16 protein-coding genes and 2 pseudogenes are annotated in these 17,629 nt (G+C 67.0%); 11 read left to right on the top strand and 7 right to left on the bottom strand.

Going from position 1 to position 17,629, the window contains the following annotated elements; translation table 11 throughout:
* The first annotated feature begins 5 nt into the window (after positions 1–5).
* From ABZW11_RS32360 to ABZW11_RS32340, 5 genes and pseudogenes are all read left to right on the top strand, one after another.
* Positions 6–470: a hypothetical protein gene (locus ABZW11_RS32360; protein WP_355425380.1), complete on the top strand. Its 465-nt coding sequence runs from the start codon at positions 6–8 to the stop codon at positions 468–470.
* A 1,056-nt stretch (positions 471–1,526) separates the two neighbouring features.
* Positions 1,527–2,624, top strand: a complete 1,098-nt coding sequence (locus tag ABZW11_RS32355; RefSeq protein ID WP_355425377.1) for a NucA/NucB deoxyribonuclease domain-containing protein — start codon at positions 1,527–1,529, stop codon at positions 2,622–2,624.
* Between the two features lie 715 nt (positions 2,625–3,339).
* Positions 3,340–3,552, top strand: a complete 213-nt coding sequence (locus ABZW11_RS32350) for a hypothetical protein (protein ID WP_355425455.1) — start codon at positions 3,340–3,342, stop codon at positions 3,550–3,552.
* 59 nt (positions 3,553–3,611) lie between these two features.
* Positions 3,612–4,640, top strand: a complete 1,029-nt coding sequence (locus ABZW11_RS32345) for a DUF6461 domain-containing protein (RefSeq protein WP_355425374.1) — start codon at positions 3,612–3,614, stop codon at positions 4,638–4,640.
* A gap of 998 nt (positions 4,641–5,638) precedes the next feature.
* Positions 5,639–6,065 (top strand): annotated as a pseudogene (locus tag ABZW11_RS32340) (transposase family protein); the annotation flags it as partial.
* Between the two features lie 48 nt (positions 6,066–6,113).
* On the opposite strand, the gene ABZW11_RS32335 reads toward ABZW11_RS32340, so the two are convergent.
* A complete protein-coding gene (locus tag ABZW11_RS32335; RefSeq protein ID WP_355425371.1) occupies positions 6,114–6,701 on the bottom strand; it encodes a TetR family transcriptional regulator in 588 nt (195 codons plus the stop codon).
* A gap of 73 nt (positions 6,702–6,774) precedes the next feature.
* Here ABZW11_RS32335 and ABZW11_RS32330 point away from each other — a divergent pair, with 73 nt between their 5' ends.
* Together ABZW11_RS32330 and ABZW11_RS32325 are read left to right on the top strand one after the other, a co-directional pair.
* A complete protein-coding gene (locus tag ABZW11_RS32330; protein WP_355425369.1) occupies positions 6,775–7,347 on the top strand; it encodes a dihydrofolate reductase family protein in 573 nt (190 codons plus the stop codon).
* A 17-nt stretch (positions 7,348–7,364) separates the two neighbouring features.
* Positions 7,365–7,523 carry a hypothetical protein gene (locus ABZW11_RS32325; RefSeq protein WP_355425366.1) on the top strand — a complete coding sequence of 53 codons (159 nt, stop codon included), beginning with the start codon at positions 7,365–7,367 and terminating at the stop codon, positions 7,521–7,523.
* A 424-nt stretch (positions 7,524–7,947) separates the two neighbouring features.
* On the opposite strand, the gene ABZW11_RS32320 is transcribed toward ABZW11_RS32325, so the two are convergent.
* Positions 7,948–8,313 (bottom strand): hypothetical protein, encoded by a 366-nt coding sequence (locus ABZW11_RS32320; protein ID WP_355425363.1) that lies wholly within the window; start codon positions 8,311–8,313, stop codon positions 7,948–7,950.
* A gap of 50 nt (positions 8,314–8,363) precedes the next feature.
* Between ABZW11_RS32320 and ABZW11_RS32315 the strand changes: the two genes are divergently transcribed.
* Positions 8,364–9,113: a DeoR/GlpR family DNA-binding transcription regulator gene (locus tag ABZW11_RS32315; RefSeq protein WP_355425360.1), complete on the top strand. Its 750-nt coding sequence runs from the start codon at positions 8,364–8,366 to the stop codon at positions 9,111–9,113.
* A 70-nt stretch (positions 9,114–9,183) separates the two neighbouring features.
* Entirely contained in the window at positions 9,184–9,984 is an 801-nt protein-coding gene (locus tag ABZW11_RS32310) for a GNAT family N-acetyltransferase (RefSeq protein WP_355425357.1), read from the top strand.
* A gap of 707 nt (positions 9,985–10,691) precedes the next feature.
* Here ABZW11_RS32310 and ABZW11_RS32305 read toward each other — a convergent pair.
* Entirely contained in the window at positions 10,692–11,594 is a 903-nt protein-coding gene (locus tag ABZW11_RS32305; RefSeq protein WP_355425354.1) for a MerR family transcriptional regulator, read from the bottom strand.
* Positions 11,595–11,661: 67 nt separating this feature from the next.
* On the opposite strand from ABZW11_RS32305, the pseudogene ABZW11_RS32300 reads away from it, so the two are divergent.
* Positions 11,662–11,745 (top strand): annotated as a pseudogene (locus tag ABZW11_RS32300) (IS5/IS1182 family transposase); the annotation flags it as partial.
* Between the two features lie 112 nt (positions 11,746–11,857).
* Here the strand turns inward: ABZW11_RS32300 and ABZW11_RS32295 are convergent.
* Together ABZW11_RS32295 and ABZW11_RS32290 are read right to left on the bottom strand one after the other, a co-directional pair.
* Positions 11,858–13,075, bottom strand: coding sequence for a pectin acetylesterase-family hydrolase (locus ABZW11_RS32295; RefSeq protein ID WP_355425351.1), 1,218 nt, complete (start codon positions 13,073–13,075; stop codon positions 11,858–11,860).
* 58 nt (positions 13,076–13,133) lie between these two features.
* Positions 13,134–14,330, bottom strand: coding sequence for a GDSL-type esterase/lipase family protein (locus ABZW11_RS32290; RefSeq protein ID WP_355425348.1), 1,197 nt, complete (start codon positions 14,328–14,330; stop codon positions 13,134–13,136).
* A gap of 278 nt (positions 14,331–14,608) precedes the next feature.
* Between ABZW11_RS32290 and ABZW11_RS32285 the strand changes: the two genes are divergently transcribed.
* Positions 14,609–15,199, top strand: a complete 591-nt coding sequence (locus tag ABZW11_RS32285; protein WP_355425344.1) for a helix-turn-helix domain-containing protein — start codon at positions 14,609–14,611, stop codon at positions 15,197–15,199.
* A 150-nt stretch (positions 15,200–15,349) separates the two neighbouring features.
* Here ABZW11_RS32285 and ABZW11_RS32280 read toward each other — a convergent pair whose 3' ends face one another.
* Both ABZW11_RS32280 and ABZW11_RS32275 read right to left on the bottom strand, forming a co-directional pair.
* A complete protein-coding gene (locus ABZW11_RS32280; RefSeq protein ID WP_355425340.1) occupies positions 15,350–16,873 on the bottom strand; it encodes an FAD-dependent monooxygenase in 1,524 nt (507 codons plus the stop codon).
* A 49-nt stretch (positions 16,874–16,922) separates the two neighbouring features.
* A complete protein-coding gene (locus ABZW11_RS32275) occupies positions 16,923–17,621 on the bottom strand; it encodes a helix-turn-helix domain-containing protein (RefSeq protein ID WP_355425337.1) in 699 nt (232 codons plus the stop codon).
* Between the last annotated feature and the right edge of the window lie 8 nt (positions 17,622–17,629).

The following is a 17,629-nucleotide window of genomic DNA, read 5'->3' as shown; positions in this document are numbered from 1 at the left end:
CCCCCATGCCCGCCTCCAAGAACAGCAACGCTAAAGGCTGTGGCTGCCTCATCGTCGTCGCCCTCCTCATCGCAGGCGGCTGCAGCGCGCTGTTCGGCGGAGGTGACAACACCGACCCTGCCTCCTTCACGCCGCCCTCTATCCCGTCCTACACGCCATGGACCCCAAAACCCTGGACACCAGGCGCCACACCAAGCCCCGACCTCGACGGCGATGGCATCGAAGACCGCTACGACGACGACGCTGACGGCGACGGCGTCCAAGCTCACAACGACATCGACGACACCGACCCCGACCAGGGCAAGCGCCGCCCCAAACGGAAGGCCACCCGCCGACCGCAACCCCAGCCCGAGCCCGAGCCCGAACCGGTCCATATTAGCAACGTCCACCTGGGCGGTTTCTGCGGCACCCCCGGCGCTGTTGGGACGGCCTCGAACGGGCGCACTTACACGTGCCTCGACGGGCACTGAAGGAGATAGTGGCAGATCCGCTGAACGTCGCCTATCTCAGCGTCGGAGGAACGCTCGCTGCCACGGTCATCAACTTCCTTGGCACCAGTTTCCTTCAGTGGCACAAAGAACGCGTCGCCGACCGCAGGGCGCGTGAGCAGACCCTGTGCGACACGCTCGTGGCCGCCGTCATGTTCTCCACAGCCGTGCAGGTCTTCCGTACCGCGTGGGTGGATCACGCCACCTGGCGAAGGACGGCACTCAATCTCCTCGCCGTCTTCCCGACAGGGCAGACGAGCGCCGGGTGGCCAGGCCGCGACGGTTGCGTCCACGGGAGTGGTGTACGAGCCGGCCCTGTCCGCGGCATCGCTCGGTTGGCTGAGCCCGGCCCTGCAGTGGGAAGAATTGGGCATGGTGGCTGGCCGATGCGGTGGTCTGCGGCCAGTTCGTCGCCCAGGGGAGCGACGACGCCCTCGATGACGATGGCCGGTTGCCGTTCCGGGTTGTACGCACGTATTTGGCACGATCGACGGCTGCGTCACCCACGGATGGAGGCGGTCGTAGCGGGTTGTCGCTGCATAAGTGCTCCGGAATCGGTAGTTGACCTGGGGAAACGTCTTCAAGATCATCCCCTGAATGTCCCCTGATCATGGTCGTACGGCTGCGTACGGGCACTGTCCGCTGCCTATCGAGGGTGGTGAAGCAAAAGATCTGCGGCTGTGAAACCGCAGGTCAGGGGCCATATATGGCGATCTAGGTGAGTGCCCCCGGCAGGATTCGAACCTGCGGCACCCGCTTTAGGAGAGCTCCAGCAACAGCGAGTCCAGTTTCTCTACTAATGGGACAATATGTAGGTGCTCCTTGACATGTGTTGAGCTCTTCGGCGTGGGCCTGCTGAGGATCAGCTCATCATGGGTGTTGCGCCTGGTCAGAGCCACATTTGTGGAAGGAGGACCGCAAGGCGTTCCCGCTGTTCACATGCGGGTGCCTGTATGCGAGTAGTGCTGCGCAGTCCTCCACCGACGCGACCGAGGGCTGGGGCTGGCCGCGTGCTATTACAGCATCACTCTCGGTGGCGTGGCCTTACGCGTCGTAAAGGACGCACAGGGTCGTCCGGCAACCACCGATGAGGTCTGGTTCCCGCAAATTTTGATCGGGCGCACCTATCAGGGAAGTCGGACCATAGAATTCGATCTCTGGGTGGACGAAGCGATTCATAACCCCTTCAAAGGTGACTACTTCAAGGGGAAGACGTTCTCCATCGGTATGATGGGGACCGGCTACCCCAACGGAAATGCCTGCCTTCCGGTCACCAGAGACGGCCTGAAAACGTCGTACATCGGAAACGAAGATTACTGGGACGACCGAACGGTGCACTTCAAGTTCGAGTCCTATGTCGACGCAGGATCGGCAGGGTCCAACAACCGCGAACTGATCGGAACCTGTACTACGAGGACCACCCTCCATCTCATCGGTTTCAACGACTATCAAGAAGGAATGGCTCCGCCGAAGCAAAGCATCCGATGCGATTCCGCCCACTATGTTGGATATGCGGAAGGATGCATCTTCGATCACGAGACACCCTCGATCGCTCTGAAGGAGAGCATTTACCCGAACGCATACTCGCACATCTCCTTGGCCTACTCCAACCCCAATGCCACTCATCCCAAGCCAACGGACCATGCGAACGCCTGGCCCACGAATGTTCCGGAAATCCGGAAGGACACTCCAAAAGTAATTCCGGGCTTCACAAAGGATAAAGTCATTCACCGGCTCTACCAATATGAAGACGAACGCGTCCGAGACGGTAACTGCAATGCCCGTAACCGCGGCAGGTCGCAATCGGCATGCCGCTGGTCATACTTCCCCACGTGGAGCGGCACGGGGCAAGCGCCATGGGTTACCGCTGGAAACGAATGCGACGAATTCCCGTTCGCTTCTACCTACGAAGGCTCGTGGGTATGGTGGCAGGAAAATCTTCCGAACGACGCGGGTAACTACCGGCCACGAGGCGTCAACTACTCGGTGAAACCCATCCCAGCCGCAGAGAACGGTGCATGGGGCGACAACCGTCAAGGCGGCATCCTGTATTACTATGCATACGATCGCATGCTGGATGGAGACGCCTTCTTCCTCCGCCTCTACAACAGGGCGGGCACGCGAATCAATCCCTAGTCCGACTCAACACAAAAACGTGATGCCCATCTAAATGCAGTGTGCTGCCTCCGCGGAGGCAGCACACTGCATCATTATTGGACGTATGGAGAATGAATGTCACAACTTGTTGATCGCCTCCACGAGGTCATCACGGTGGAGAGAAGCCAATTTCTGCTGAGAGATCAGGAGGGTACACTGGACGAGCCACCTGGTTGGCCTCGCCTGGAGGAGATCTCAGCACGTCTCAACCATGGCTCCTGGTTCGAGGCGACCTTGAACTGGGCAGTATTCCTGAGCAGTGCTCCGTGGCACGAAACCTCGGTCACCCTGGAATTATGGGATGGCCCCCCTCCCGACATCTCCGGCTCCTGGGAGAGAAGTAAGACCGCATCCTTCTACTCCAGTTCGGGTCTCGTCTACTTGAGCGAGCTGTTCGGCAGCGGGCCCCCGAGTGTCCTCATGGATCTGCGCAAAAATGCCAGCGATTGGGCAATCAAGGCAAGTCGTCGTCCAGGAAGCGGCTGGAGCTGGCCAGATGAAGATGCTCCTCCACGAGGAGCTGAGGAGTGGCTTATACAGTTCTGGCCGTCGCAAGGCTTTGATTCCAGCCTCACTAAAGCCCCTCGTAGAACAGAGTAATCGCCAAGCATCCGAAAGAACCTCGAGACCCTGCCCAGGACACACATGTGATGCTCCAGCCTGTTGATCGGGGGAAGCGTTGTGGTGTGCGGAGATGCTCCGCCTGGCCGGCGCCGGCCTGGTCAAAGCCCACGACGAATGGCGGGTCGCCGACCGCCATTGCCTGCCCGAAAGCTCCATGGCCCTCGTCACGGCATCCAGCGCCAATCTCCAGGAGGTGGCGCACACCGAACTGACGACGGGCATAGTCAAACCAGCAGAGCCTCACGCGAGAGCCGAGATGCACCACCAGCCACCCGCCCAGTAAGCGCTGAGCCGGCGGGCGTTCCAGGACGCCCGCCGGTTCCTCACAATGGAGACCGCGGCATGAGGGAAGACGACTTCACCCATTACGAGGGACTCGTCTCCGCGTGGTTCTCCGATCCCACCTGTCTGACCTGGTGCGAGGCATCGGGGCTGGAGGACGTGGCGCGAGCCTTCGGTGCCGACCTCGCCGCGGCCGAGTCTCTGAGCTTCGAGGATGCCCAGCTCGAGCAGTACAACGCGGACATTCCCGGCCTTCTGCCCATTCTGGTGGCCGGGACGATCGGTGACTGGATGCTGGTCGTCGAACCGAACGGGTGCGAGGGCGCACGGCCCGAGGTGCTGAAGGCGTTGTCGGTCCGGGGGCGGGTGGTGAACGTGCTGCTCGACGGAGGCCGGTACGACCGACTCAATTATGCCGCCGCCGGGTGGTTGCCGGCCGTCCGGCTGACGTCCTCCCCGTCCCGCTCCGGCCGCCTTCCGGGTGACGCCGACGCGGCCATCGACGCGGTCGGCACCGATGATGTCATCGGGCTCCAAGCCGCCACGCTCCTGGAGGCGGAGCACATCACCGGTGCTCGCCTCACGGAGGAGTGGTTGCTGGGTGGCGGTCTCACGCGTCTGCTCGTCGAGATTCCGCTCCCCGAAGACATTGTTCCCGATCAGTTACGCGACCACCGCGTACTGAACCGACCCGACGTACGGGCCATCCTTGATGGTCTGTCGCCCGGCAACGCGGCTCCCATCCGCTATCTGATGACGGAGGCGGTGGTCCAGGGTTCGCAGCTGTCGCACCCCGCAGTGGACGAGGCGCTGGAGTTCCTGCGCGGCGACGACGACGCCACCTGGCGGCGGGAGGTCCGCCGCCAGGTCGCGTTACTGCGCGACGAGGTCTCACGAGAACCTGGCCCGGACTGGACACCGCGCCGTGCGGCCGTGAAGGTGCTGCTGGACGCGCTGGGAGACGATCTCACCGAATCCGCGGACGCGGTCGCGGGCCGCGCCTACATGGGACATCTCACCGACGATCAAAAAGCCGTCGTCGTCATCATGAAGCGGTGCCTGCAGCGCATTGGCCGCACCGCGCCCTGAACGCGTATCAGAGCTGCTGACAAGCCGGCAGGGCCGGTCATCGACGCGATGTGCCTCTGACCACTCGTCCCGTCGCCCAGGGTGTGAGCCGGGCGGCCGTCGATGCGGCGACGGACCTCGTCGGTGCCGAAGTGGTAGTCGATGCGCCGGGTGGCCTCGGCCCAGTCCTCCATCGAGCGGACCGCTGACAGGGCCTCCACGACGAACGGATCGCTCCATCGTTCCTGGACGCGCTCCCCCAACAAACAGCGGCCCCTCGGAAGGCGCCCTTCGATGGAAGGGTGCCTTCCGGTGATGGCCATACTCCACGATTTAGTGCCGCGTGTCAGGGGTTGCGTCCACGGGAGTGGTGCACGAGCCCGCCCTGCCGGCGGCATCGCCCGGTTGGCTGAGCCCCGGCTCTCCACGGGAAGGATCTGGCATGGTGGCTGCCCGATCGCGATGGTCCGCGGCCAGGGCGTAGTCCAGGAGAGTGACGACGCCCTCAATGGCGATGACCGGTTGCCGTTCCGGGTTGTACGCACGTATTTGGCACGATCGACGGCTGCGTCGCCCGCGCGCGGAGACGGTCGTAGCGGGTTGGCGCTGCGTGGATGACCCGGAATCAGGGGTTGACCTGGGGAAATGTCTCCAAGATCATCCCCTGCATGTCCCCTGATCATAGTCGTACGGCTGCGTACGGGCACCGTCCGCTGCCTATCGAGGGTGGCGAAACAAAAGACCTGCGGCTGTGAAGCCGCAGGTCAGGGGCTATATATGGCGATCGAGGTGAGTGCCCCCGGCAGGATTCGAACCTGCGGCACCCGCTTAGGAGAGCGGAGGTTTCCTTACTCGTTCAGGTACGCTGAACTGGGTAGACAGCCCATGCAGTGAGGTTTCCAACCTGAAGCCGCAGGTTGCGGGCATGGCGTGCGGGGGATACTGATCGACAAGTAGGAGAGCCCCTGGTAGAAGGGTTGTCGACCAAGATCAACCGTCATACCAGAGGCTCCGAGTAGCTGTTCTACCGCGCCGCGCTGTCGTTGTCATCTCAGACCCTGTCCTACCTGTCCGGCGTCCTGCGCCGGCACCGCAAGGCGATCGACTCGCCATGGCGGCGCCTCAACCCCGGCCAGCAGGCACCTCATCCACCTACGCAAAAGCGAGACGTTCACCGAGGTCGCCGCCGGTTCCGGCGTCGGTGTGGCCACCGCCTGGCGTTACATCCGCGAGGCCATCACCTTGCTGTCGGTCCGCTCGCCCCGCGTGGATCAGGTGTTACGCGCCGCCAAGCGCGCCGGCCATCCCTTCCTGGTGCTGGACGGCACCCTCATCCCCATGGACCGCGTAGCCGCCGACCGCCCCTACTATTCGGGCAAGCATAAGAAACACGGCATGAACATCCAGGTCCTGGCCACGCCCGACGGCACACCGCTATGGGCCTCCGGCCTTGCGCAGGTGGGTGACCAGCGCGGCGGCCGTTCGGCCAGGTGCTCATCCTCCCGTGATCCCGTCACGGAGCGATCTACGTACGGCGGCGTCCACCAGATCGTGGACCTCCTGCTCGGTGAAGATGTCCGGCAGTGTCAGCCGTTCCACGATCAGCCAGTTGAGGGTGAGGTAGAGCAGCACCACCGAGGTGGAGTCGCCGGGCAGGCCGGAAGCGGCGTGGTAGCCGATGTTGGCGTCGATGTCCTCGCGGATGCGCTTGGTCAGCACGGCGCGCAGCTCAGGACGCCGAGTGGACTCCAGCCGTAGCTCCAGCAGAGCCAGATAGCCGGAGTTGAACGCGGAGATGCGATCCACCAGCTCGTGCATGAGCTCGGCATAGCGGGCTTCGTCCTGCACGCCCTCGCGGCTACGGGTCACGGTGGCCTCGTCCGGCAGCAACCGCTCATAGATGCGCCCGCCGACCTGGGTGAACAGATCATCGCGGTTGGCGAAGTAGTTGGACGCCGTGCCTGGGGGGACGGCCGCCTCCGTGTCGACGGCCCGGAAGGTCAGCCCGCGGGCTCCTTCCCTGGCCAGCACCTCGATGGCCGCGTCAATCAGAGCCTGCCGCCGCTCCGGGTTTTTCCGCACTTGACACCACTCCATCCGTAGTGCTACTTTCAAAGTACTTCAGTCATAGTACTATAGCAGGAGTTGAAAGCGCATGCGTAAGCTCGTCTACTACATCGGCGTCTCCCTCGACGGCTACATCGCCGGCCCCAAGGCCGAGGTCGACTTCTACCCGTTGTCGGACCAGATGGCCGCCTGGATCAACAGCCGCTACCCCGAGACCCTCCCCACCCACGTCCGCAAGCTGGTCGGCCTCGAGAACGTGCCCAACCAGGTCTTCGACACCCTGGTGATGGGCCGCGGCACGTACGAGCCGGCTCTGGACGTTCCCACCACCAGCCCGTACTCCCACCTGCGCCAGTACGTCGTCTCCAGCACCTTGACGATCGACGACCCGACGGTGCGGGTTGAGACGGGCGACCCCATCGAGCTCGTCCGGCGGCTGAAGGCCGAGGACACCGGCATGGACATCTATCTGTGCGGCGGCGGCAAGCTCGCCGGCTCCCTGCTCCCGGAGATCGACGAGATCATCCTCAAGAGCTATCCGGTGGTGGCGGGGGCGGGCATTCCCATGTTCTCCGGCCACTTCCGCCCCACCCTGTTCACGCCCACGCGGCGCGAGTCCTTCGACAACGGCGCCCAGGTCACGTGGCTCACCAGGGCCTAGAACGGCAAGGAGCAACCATGCACATCAAGCTTCCGGCCACGCTCAACCAGGCCAAGATGGACGACCAGTCCCGATCGTCGCATCGCCACGAACACCCGGCACGCACCCTCAAACTCACGGCCCGGACCAACCTCTCCCGCCGGCCCACCGCCGCCCCTCGTCGCAGCGGGTACTGAGCACGGCACTCACCTTCGCGCGTGCGCGGGTTTCCGGGAAGGCCGCCACCCCAGGGGCGTCAGGCGCTTCCGCCTCGGGAGACGACCAGCGTCGCGGGCGAGCGGTTGCCCGAATACCCGGGGAACAACGCCGGTGTCGAGCGCCTCGGTGATCTTCCGGGCCATCTCGGTCAGGGTGGGGCTCGGCCGGCCCTTCTGGTTCCGGGTGGCGGCTTCGAGGGCGACGGTGACGGTGCGGCGGAAGTTGTCGGCCTCGGCGGGGTCCTGCTCGCGTTAGGCGTGAGCGGCCCCAGCGTCGAGCCCGGAGCCGGTCGCTGAGCCGTGACTGGATCAGCGGACCGTGCTGGACCTGCACGAGCACCCCCAGACGCTGGGTGATCGCCCTCAGGGCGGTCGCGAGGCCGGGCGTCGTCGCCGGTGCCGGTCAGGCGGCGGGCCGGTAGCCAGGGATGTCCTCGACGCGGTAGTAGACCGGCAGGCCGCGCTCGGTGGCGATCCGCACGTCCTCATCCGCGCCGGTCGACGCCCCGGGCAGGCGAAGGACCGCGTCGCAGTGCCGCAACAGGCGTTCCGCGGTGGGGTACATGATCTGCTCGGCGACCGGGTCGGCCGGCCCGGTGCCGCCCGCGCCGCGTAGGACGGGCAGGGCCACCCATTCGCCGATCATCGGGACATGGCCGCTGCGGAAGATCGGCCATGCGGCCTCCTCCAGTCGGGCCAGATTGTTCGCCATCAGTGCGGGGTCGTCACCCGTGCCAGAACGGTAGGGACCCGCGATCAGAATCATCACGTTGCGAAACTATAATAGGAAGGAACCGGAAAGAACAAGGAGAATCGTGCATGCTGGCCGCCCAACGCCGTGAGCTGCTCCTGGAACGCCTCCAGCTGAACGGCCGGATCATCGCCAAGGATCTCGCCGCCGAACTCGGCATCTCCGAGGACAGCATCCGCCGCGACCTGCGTGATCTGGCGGCGGCGGGTCTGTGTCAGCGGGTGTACGGCGGCGCGCTGCCCGTCTCGCCCGCGATCGCCGACTACGCCACCCGCCAGGGCGTCGAGGTGCCCGGCAAACAACGCGTGGCCGCCGCCGCGGCGGCGCTGATCAGGCCGGGCAGCACCGCGATCCTGGACGGCGGCACCACCGCGCTCGCGGTCGTCCGCGCCCTGCCACTCGACCTGCGCGCCACCGTCATCACACACAGCCCCACCGTGGCCGGCGCGCTGGCCGAGCATCACGACGTGGAGGTGTACCTGATCGGCGGCCGGCTGTTCAAGCACTCCATGGTCGCCTGCGGCGCCGCCGCGGCGGAGGCCGCACGCGGGCTGAACGCCGACCTCTTCCTGCTCGGTGTGACCGGCGTGCATCCCGAGATGGGGTTGACCACCGACGACGCCGACGAGGCCGCCATGAAGCGCGTCCTGGCCAGGCAGGCGGCGGACACGTACGTGCTGGGCAGCGCGGAGAAGATCGGCGCCGCCTCCCGGTTCGCCGTTCTGCCGCTGACGGAGGTCGCGGGGATCGTCACCGACGTCGACCCCGCCCACGCCACGCTGCGGGCGCTCAGCGTGCCCATCCTCCACGCCACCTGAGCGATGAACGCGGCGAGTCTGGAGGTGCGTACTTTTCCACGATTGTGCGTGATGCTTTATAGTCTGGCTCATGTCCGTCCCCGTACCCGACCTACCTGCCAGGATGGAGCTCAACCTGGCCGGACACGCCTGTCATCTGCACCGAGGCTTGGCAGGCGCGACCGTCCTGGAGACCGACGACCTCCTGATCGCTGACAGCGGCCTGAACGACGACACCTTCAACATCGTCGCCGCGGCTCGCTTCACCCCCGCCACCGCACCGGCACGCATCGCCGAGAGCGTCCGGAAACTGGCCTCCACCGGCCGCCGCTTCTCCTGGTGGGTGGGGCCCACCTCGTCACCGCCGGACCTGAGCGCCCGGCTGTCGGCAGCCGGCCTGCCGGCGACCGAGCGGGAAACCGCCATGTGGGCCGAACTCGACGACACCCTGCCGCCGCCCGCCGCGGAAGGGCTGGACATCCGTACGGTGACCGAGCACGGGCAACTCGCCGACTACGCCGCGATCCTGGCGGCGAACTGGTCCCCGCCCGCCGACACGGTCCGCCGCTTCTTCTCACGGGCCGCTCCGCAGGCGCTGGCCGCCGACAGCCCGGCCCGCTACCTGGTCGGTTACGCGGCGGGCCGGCCGGTCTGCTCCGCCGAGGTCTTCCACCACGCGGGCGTCGCCGGCATCTACAACATCACCACCCTGTCCGCCCACCGCCGGCGCGGCTACGGAACCGCCATCACCCTCGCCGCACTCCACGCCGCCCGCGACCGGGGCCATCGCATCGCGGTCCTGCAGGCCTCCGCGGCCGGCGAGCCCGTCTACCGCCGCCTAGGCTTCCGCTCCTGCGGCCATTTCACCGAGCACGCCATCAACGCCACCTGAGCGTGGCGGCACCATGAACGCGCGATGCACGCCGGGGCGTTCCAGCCGACCGACGGCCTACCGGGCTCTGGCGGGGACGGTGCCTGAACATCTTTGACGTTTTCATGAGGGCAAGGAGACTGCGTGGGGGCTTCGAGGAGACCCTGACGGTGCAGGAGCGGGTCGCCCGTACGTGGGACAACCTGGCCGCCTTCATCGCGAAGGCGGTCGCATAAGCCAGGCGGGTCGCCGTCACCGTCAGCGGTCCCTTCCGGCTCGGCTGGGACGCGCTGCCGCCTCCCGTGGGGTCGAGGCCCTGCGGCTACGAGAACGGGTGACTGTACGGATGGTCTTTGACCTGGTCGTAGATGCGGCGCAGCCACGGCTGCCGAATCGGCGCCAGTCGCTCCTACGTGCAGCGGAACACCCGCCCATCAGGGCGGAGAGGAGCGGTCGGCAGCAGCGGGGGTGAATCATCACGGCGGCGCGGTGGTCGTGACGCACGACCTGGCGACCCGCCCCCGGCGAACCGGGTACAGAACCCCTCTTCGCACCAGATCATCGAATGTGCCCCGCCGAGGATCAACAATGCGGTGGCATGGGCCGGGACGCCGAACGCCTCGCAGCACGGGTCTACCCCGTCGATGACGACCGTGTGCCTGGTCATGGTGCGTGCTTCAGTCGTGGCGGGGCGCGGTTCGGAAGAGCCCAGGTCCGTTGCCGGATGATCAGCTGATGTCGTCGGCGTTGTCGGTGGAGGCTGTTGAGAGCTGATCAGCTGGTCTGTGGGGCGTGTCGCCGTTCTGCCGGGCGTGTAGCAGTTCGAAGACGCGTTCTTCGTACCGGATGCGGGCCGGGGAGAAGTCGTACGGCATCTTGCCGATGGCCTCCGACGCGCTCATCGTCGTCTCGCTCTCGTCCTTGTCCGCAGCCTCGTCGTACTGTTCAAAGAGGTCGTCGTGCGTTTCCTCCAGCCCGGCGTCCTCGATGGCGGCGAGCAACGCGGTCTCGTGTGCGCACCGCTGGATGGCGAGGGCCTCCACGCGGGGGTCGTCGGGGGAGACACTGTCGTCCAGGGCCGCCTCGGCCTCCGCCAGGCGGTCGTCCTCGGCCCGCAGGTCGGGCCGGGCGGCCAGGACGATGAACCGGTCGGCCTGGACGACAGCGCCGAGCGGGCCGAAAATGCGCTCGGTGACCAGGAGGGTATCGAGGTCAGCAGGGCGCAGGGCACCGGGCGGCACGTGGCGCAGTCGGCCGGTGACCAACGGGGAGAGCAGGCCAAGGGGGTTGCCGGACTCGCGCAGGTGGCGGACGGCGGTCCGCTGGTGTTCGATGGCGGCGGCCTTGGCGGTGAGGGATTCCTCCAGCCGGGCGAGCGACTGCTCGATGTCGATGGTGCCCTCGAAGGCGGTGCGGATGTCGTCCAAGGGGATACCGGCGTCCGCCATTTTGCGGATCCACAGCAGCCGGATCATGTCGTCGTAGCCGTAGCGGCGGCGGTTGTCGGCGCCCCGCTCCGGTTCGGCGAGCAGCCCGATGGCGTGGTAGTGGCGGATGGCTCGGGGGGTGGTCCCGGCGAATGCGGCAGCGTCGCCGATCTTGACCCAGCGGGGCATCGCAGGCAGGTGCATGAAGGAAACCTCTCAACGTCGTGCTCACCGTCCACTGGACCACATGCCGCTACGGCATACGCAACCCCGCCGGCGCTGTTGCCCGCGCCGCGCCACCACGATCGTGGAGGCCATCCTCGTCCTTCAGTTCATCGAAGAAGGCCGCTACTGAGGATGAGAAGGGCTCCATGTCTTCACTATCCGTGTTTGACACTTTGTCGCCATGGTCAGCGCCTCGGTGGCGGCGTCGAGCGCGACGCCGTGCTCATGAAGGCGAAGGGGCGTCAGGCAAGCAGCTCGTGTCCGAGCGAGAGGTCTTCGTCGTCGATGACGTTGCGCTTGATCCATGTGGAGAAGAGGACCCCGTCGGCCGTGCACTTGTTGTAGAACTCGTTGGTCGTCAGGGTGTGTTCGGTGGTGTGCTTCTTCGGGTTGTGGCCCCAGTCGGTGAGGAAGAAGTTGTAGTGAAGGCCGGACTGGTTGAGGCGTGCGATCGACGCCTTGGTGTTGGCTGCCCAGTCGTCGATGAACGCGTCGGTTTTGGTTGATGTGCGGTTCAGTGCGGCGCCGAAGCGGGTGAGGGTGTCGTCGTAGAGCGTGTTGGCCTGCAGGTACTTGATATCGCGCGCGGCCTCGTCGGAGCGGTGAAGGAGCGCGTCCTCGTAGAGGTCGTCGCCGAGGTCGAAGCCCAGGGTTTTTGCGCTGTCGGCCTTCCAGATCGTGTCCACGATGTCGCGCCAGCGCTCGGTGACGACTCCGACGCCGTCTGAAAGGCAGTAGAGCTTCGAGTCTGTGTAGTGGTCGGCGATCTGCGGGGCGTAGAAGGCGGAGGCCCATGCGCCGGCGCTTTCGCCGGAGACCAGAACCTTGTCGGCTTCCGGGAAGTTGGCGTAGACCCAGTCGAGTACGGCCGTTGCGTTGTTGCGCCCGTTGTGGTGGACCGTGATGGTCCTGCCGTTGTGGGAGTAGGTGTTGATGGTGTCACCGACGTGCAGGTCCCCGGTGCTGTAGGGGACGAAGACGAAGTTCCAGTCACGGAAGGCGTTGGTGGTGTCGCGGCGGTTGGCCATTCCGGCGAGCGCGGCGGGGAACAGTCGGGTCAGCGAGTTGAAGTAGAACATCTGCAGCTCTCGCGTGTATCCGCGCACGAGGCCGAGGAGCGTGATCGGACGGGCGGCGGTTTCACCGTCCCAGCAGGCTCCGCCACCGGAGAAGTGGATCACGAGGTTGCTGGACGTGCCGCGCCGGACGAACATCCGGTACGCGGAGCCGTCGGCGCTCATGGTGGTCTTCCCCAGGTCGACGGTGTGCCATTTGGTGTCCGTGACCTCGTTGAGGCTGGCCACGTGGCTCGGGCGGCCGAAGTAGATGAAGTACACATAGAGGAGTCCCAGAACGAGTACGGCACCGATCGCGGCCGCGGTCACCGCCGCGTTCGTGTAGAGGCCGAGGGTGACCGTGGCGCAGATGACTGCGGCGACGGCCCATTTTGCTGCTTTCATGCGTTCACTGCCTGTCCGTGTCGTGGGGGTGGGTGTTCGGTGAGGCCTTGGCAGAAGGTCAGTCGAAGAGGGTGAGGTCGATGGACTGGGCGAGGGCGGCGTAGCCGGCGTCGTTGCCGTGGAGGTTGTCGCCCATGTGCAGGTCGTCGCGGATGCGGCTGGGGTCGGCGGGATCGCGCCAGACGGCGTCGAAGTCGAGGACGGCGTCGAAGGCGCCGCTGGTGCGGATCCACGTGTTGATCTGCTCGCGGGCCTCGTCGCCTTCGGGGCTGTACATGTCGGAGTCGCCGTAGGGGGCGATGGTCGCGGCGTACACCTTCGCGCCGTGGGCGCGGGCGCGGGCTGCGGCCTGGAGGTGGGCGGCGATGATGTCGTCGACGCCGACGGGCTCGCCGGGGAACATGGCGAGGAAGGCGGCGTTCTCCTCGGTGCGCGGGGCGTAGGAGAAGACGAGGTCGTTGCCGACGGCGATCACGACGTGGCCCAGGCCCGGTGTGGCGAGGATGTCGCGGTCGAAGCGGGCGAGGGCGGCCGTGCCGATGCCGTGGGTGAGCAGGCGATTGCCGCCGATGCCCTGACTGACCACGCACCGGGTCGGGCTGTTGTGGGTGTGCAGGCGCGCGGCGAGCAGGTCGGTCCAGCGCCGGTCGGCGCCGGATGTGGAGCCGATGCCGTCGACGCGGGAGTCGCCGAGCACGGCGATGGCCCGGGTGGGGGTCTCGGGCTCGACTTCCACGGCCGTGAGCAGGGCCTGCGCCGCAAGAGGCGTGGCGTCGCCGGGCAGTGCGGCGTGTTCGGTGGTGTCGCCGGACGTGAGCCAGCCGAGGGTGTGGAAGGTGCCGTGGCAGGTGGCGGTGTCGACGCGGCCGGGCAGGTAGAGGCTGATGGCCAGCTGCGCCAGGTCGTCCACGGCCAGGTCGACGGGGTCGCTCAGGACTGGGGCGCCGGCCGGCACGGTGATGGCCGGCTGGCCGCCGAAGGTCAGGGCCTGGCTGCTGCCCTGGATCGCGCCCGCGCTGTCGGCGGCGAGAGCGACGCGGGCGGCGCCGACGGTGAGGGGCGCGGTGCCGTATTCGTTGCTGAGGCGGATGCGCAGGCGCCGGCCGCCGCCGCTGATGCGGACGAGCTGGCGCAGGGTGGCGTCGGCGAAGGGCTTCAGGGAGCTGACGGAGTTGTCCGGGGCCTGCGGCGAAGCACCCCACGTACGCACCCACGCGGGGGCGTGAGGGGCGGCGGTGGAGATGGTGGTGTTCATGGTCGTTTCCCCTCGCTGGACGGTTGCATGGAGGTGTTCGAAGGCCGCCTGTGACAGGTGAGTTGGGCTGCCGGGGTTGATGTCCTGGGGTGCAGCGGTCGTCGTGTCCGCGTCGGGCGGGCCCGCGGGGTAGGTGCGCTGCCGGCGGCGGGACAGAGCAGCCGCTGTCAACGGCACAGGACTCGTGAGGGCAGCAGAATTAGCTTCACTCAGACTCTTGCTATACCGAGATTACTTTTAACGTCAAGGTAGAAAGAGTCCGAGGGTATGATGCGGATATGGTGGATGCAGAGCCCCTAGGGCGGCGTGAGCGCAAGAAGGCGGCGACGCGGGCGACGATCCTGGAAGCGGCGACGGCGCTGTTCCTGGAGCGGGGTTTCGATGCGGTGACGGTGCGTGAAATCGCGGACAAGGCCGACGTGACGCCCAAGACGGTCTTCACGCACTTCCCGCACAAGGAAGCGCTCGTCTTCGCGGACGAGAAGGAGCGGCACGACCGGTTGGTGGCCGCCGTCCGGGACCGCCGCCGGGGTGTTTCGGTCTCTGACGCGCTCAAGGCGCACTACTTGGCGGAGATCGCCGCGCTGAGGAACGAGCCGCAAAGCCGGATCCTCGCGCTGATGGACGGCACGCCGGCGCTGATCGACTACGCGGAGAAGATGTGGCTGCGTCACGAGGATGCGCTGATCGCCACGCTCACCGAGGAGTTCGGTCTCGCCGAGCCGAGTGAGGAGATCCGCTTCTACGTGCGCTTCGCGCTGCAGATCCAGCTCATGGCGGTTCGCGAACCTGATCCGGAGGCGTTCGTCGAGACCGGTTTCCGGTTCCTCGACCAGGGCTGGGCCCACTACGGCAAGGGCGGGCGCTAGCGCAGTCCGTGTCGGTGCCTTCCTGCGCTGGTGCACTGTGGTCCACCGGCCTTCGGCATGGGAGCCCTGTGTGGTGCAGAGTGCTCGGTTGCGGCACCGCCTTGTTCTCGGGGCGGCGCCGCAGCTTGTGCGCAGGGGATGCCGTGGGCTCTACCGGTTCGTGGCGCCGAACCAGCGTGCGGCCGCGTTCTCGAACTCCGCAGGGGCCGGGGCGTGTTCCCGGGCCCAGGCCACGACGCCGTCCGGGCGCACGAGCAGGGCGCTGAAGCCGAGGCTGTTGCGTACGGGGCCGGTGGCGTACTGGATCCGGCCCTGCCACTGCTGCGCCGTAGGGCGCAGTGCCTGATCGGCGGTGAAGTCCACCGCGACGCCGTGGCCCGTCTGCAGGAGCTCACCGAGCCGGGTGCCGTCCTCGAAGCAGAAGTCCGGGGCGCTCCTGCCGGCCAGCGGGTGGCTTTCGCCCAGGTCGTAGTGGTGGAACAGGCCGGAGGTGCGGCGGTAGACGTGCGTGGTGCCGTCGGTGGTGCGCATCAGGTCGTGGACCAGCCGGCGCAGGGCGGGGGCGTTGGATCCCGGGGCCATGGTCGCCACCTGGGCGCGGGACCAGTCCAGGATGGCGGCGCCGATGGGGTGGCGCTCGGTGGTGTAGGTGTCGAGGAGCCCCTCGGGCGCGGTGCCGTGAACGGTGGCGGCGAGCTTCCAGCCCAGGTTCATGGCGTCGCCGATACCGAGGTTGAGGCCCTGGCCGCCCAGCGGTGAGTGGATGTGGGCGGCGTCGCCGGCGAGCAGGACACGGCCGTTGCGGTAGGTCGTCACCTGCATGGCGCGGTCGGTGAAGCTGGAGGCGAGGTGCACTTCGTCCAGGGTCACGTCGGTGCCGGAGACGCGGCGCAGCACGCCCTGCAGGTGCTCGCGGGTCAGCGGCTTGGAGCGGTCGAAGGTGCCGCCGTCGAAGTCCATCATGCCCAGGTGCCCTTCGAGGGGCGTGCGCAGGAACATGCCGGTCTCGGTCAGGTTGAAGCCCATGGGCAGCCGGTCGGGGTCGGCGAAGGTGACCTTGGCGACGTAGCCGGTGAACAGGGGGTCGGTGCCGACGAAGTCGAACCCGGCCAGCCGGCGCACCGCGCTGCGGCCGCCGTCGCAGCCCACCAGGTACTGCGCCTGATACTGCTGCCCGCCCGCGGTGACGACGACGCTCTCGTCGTCCTGGCTCACGGCGGTGACGGGGGCATCCCGGACGATCTCCACACCGAGTACGGAAGCCTGCTCGGCCAGCACGGTAGTGACCGCGTCCAGGCTCGTCATGAAACCTTCCATCGCGGGGCTGGGCAGCCGGTAGGGCAGGACGGCGGTGTCGACATCGGCCGCGTCCAGCATCATGCCCGCGAAGTGGCTCAGTTCCCGCGGATCGGGCGCCTCGACCGCTTCCGGCTCCGCGCCGACCTTCTGCGGATCGGCGCCGGACGCCTTCATGACCGCTTCGAGCAGGCCGCGCCGGTAGAACGTCTCGGCGGAGCCGGCGTTCAGGCCCCGCAGCCCCAGCGGAAGCTCCTTCAGCGGCGGGTGCGGGTCCTGGTCCCGCTCGAGGACGAGGACGGAACAGCCGGCCAGGGCCAGCTCGTCGGCGGTGAACAGCCCGACCGGGCCGGCCCCCGCGACGATGACGTCATGCATGGGAGGTGTCCTTTCTCAAAGTTCTGGCTGGGACTGCCCGGCCAGGGCGTCAGCGCAGACGGGTGAGGCCGTCGAGGATGACGGCGATGCCCGTGAGGAACTGCTCGCGGTCGTCGTGATCCCGCATCTGGCCGACGATGGCGTGCATGAACGGATGGGTCTCGGGTGTGAGTTCCTGCCGGCCCGCTGAAGCCGCGCCGAGGTGCTCCTCGCGGTCGGCATCGCCGTCGATGCCGGAGGTGTCCCCTTCGATGCGGACGTTCTGGCTGACCGCGCCGAGGATGTAGTCCCTGAGCGTGGAGGCCGCGTCGAACCAGCGCTCCTGTGGCACACCGAGTGCCTGCACCTGCCGGCCGATGCGCTCGAAGATGCCGACCGTGACCGGCCCGACAGGGTTGCGGACGATCTGCAGGGTCAGCCGCGTGGCCAGCCACGGGTGAGCGGTGATCGCATCGAACAGGGCCAGGGCGGCCACGCGGATCTCCTCGGCCGGCGCGGACGCCGCGGGAGCGGGCGCCGCGGCCAGCGCCGCCGTCACCACCGTCTCGGTCGCCGCGTCCAGCAGATCGTCCCGCTTGCCCACGTGGTACGCGATCGCCCCGGCCCCCGTCGACAGGCGCTCACTGAGGGCCCGCACGGTCAACGCACCCTCGCCGCCACCGTCGAGCAGCTCGATGGCCGCGGCAATGATCTGATCCCTGGAGAGCACCTGATTACGCCGCCCTGGGCGGCGGGTTGGCGTTGTCATGCCTCCAT

The organism is Nonomuraea sp. NPDC004580, assembly GCF_040609855.1.
Classification (GTDB): domain Bacteria; phylum Actinomycetota; class Actinomycetes; order Streptosporangiales; family Streptosporangiaceae; genus Nonomuraea; species Nonomuraea salmonea.
Note: the sequence above shows the minus strand (reverse complement) of the source record. Positions and strands in the feature narration are given on the sequence as shown.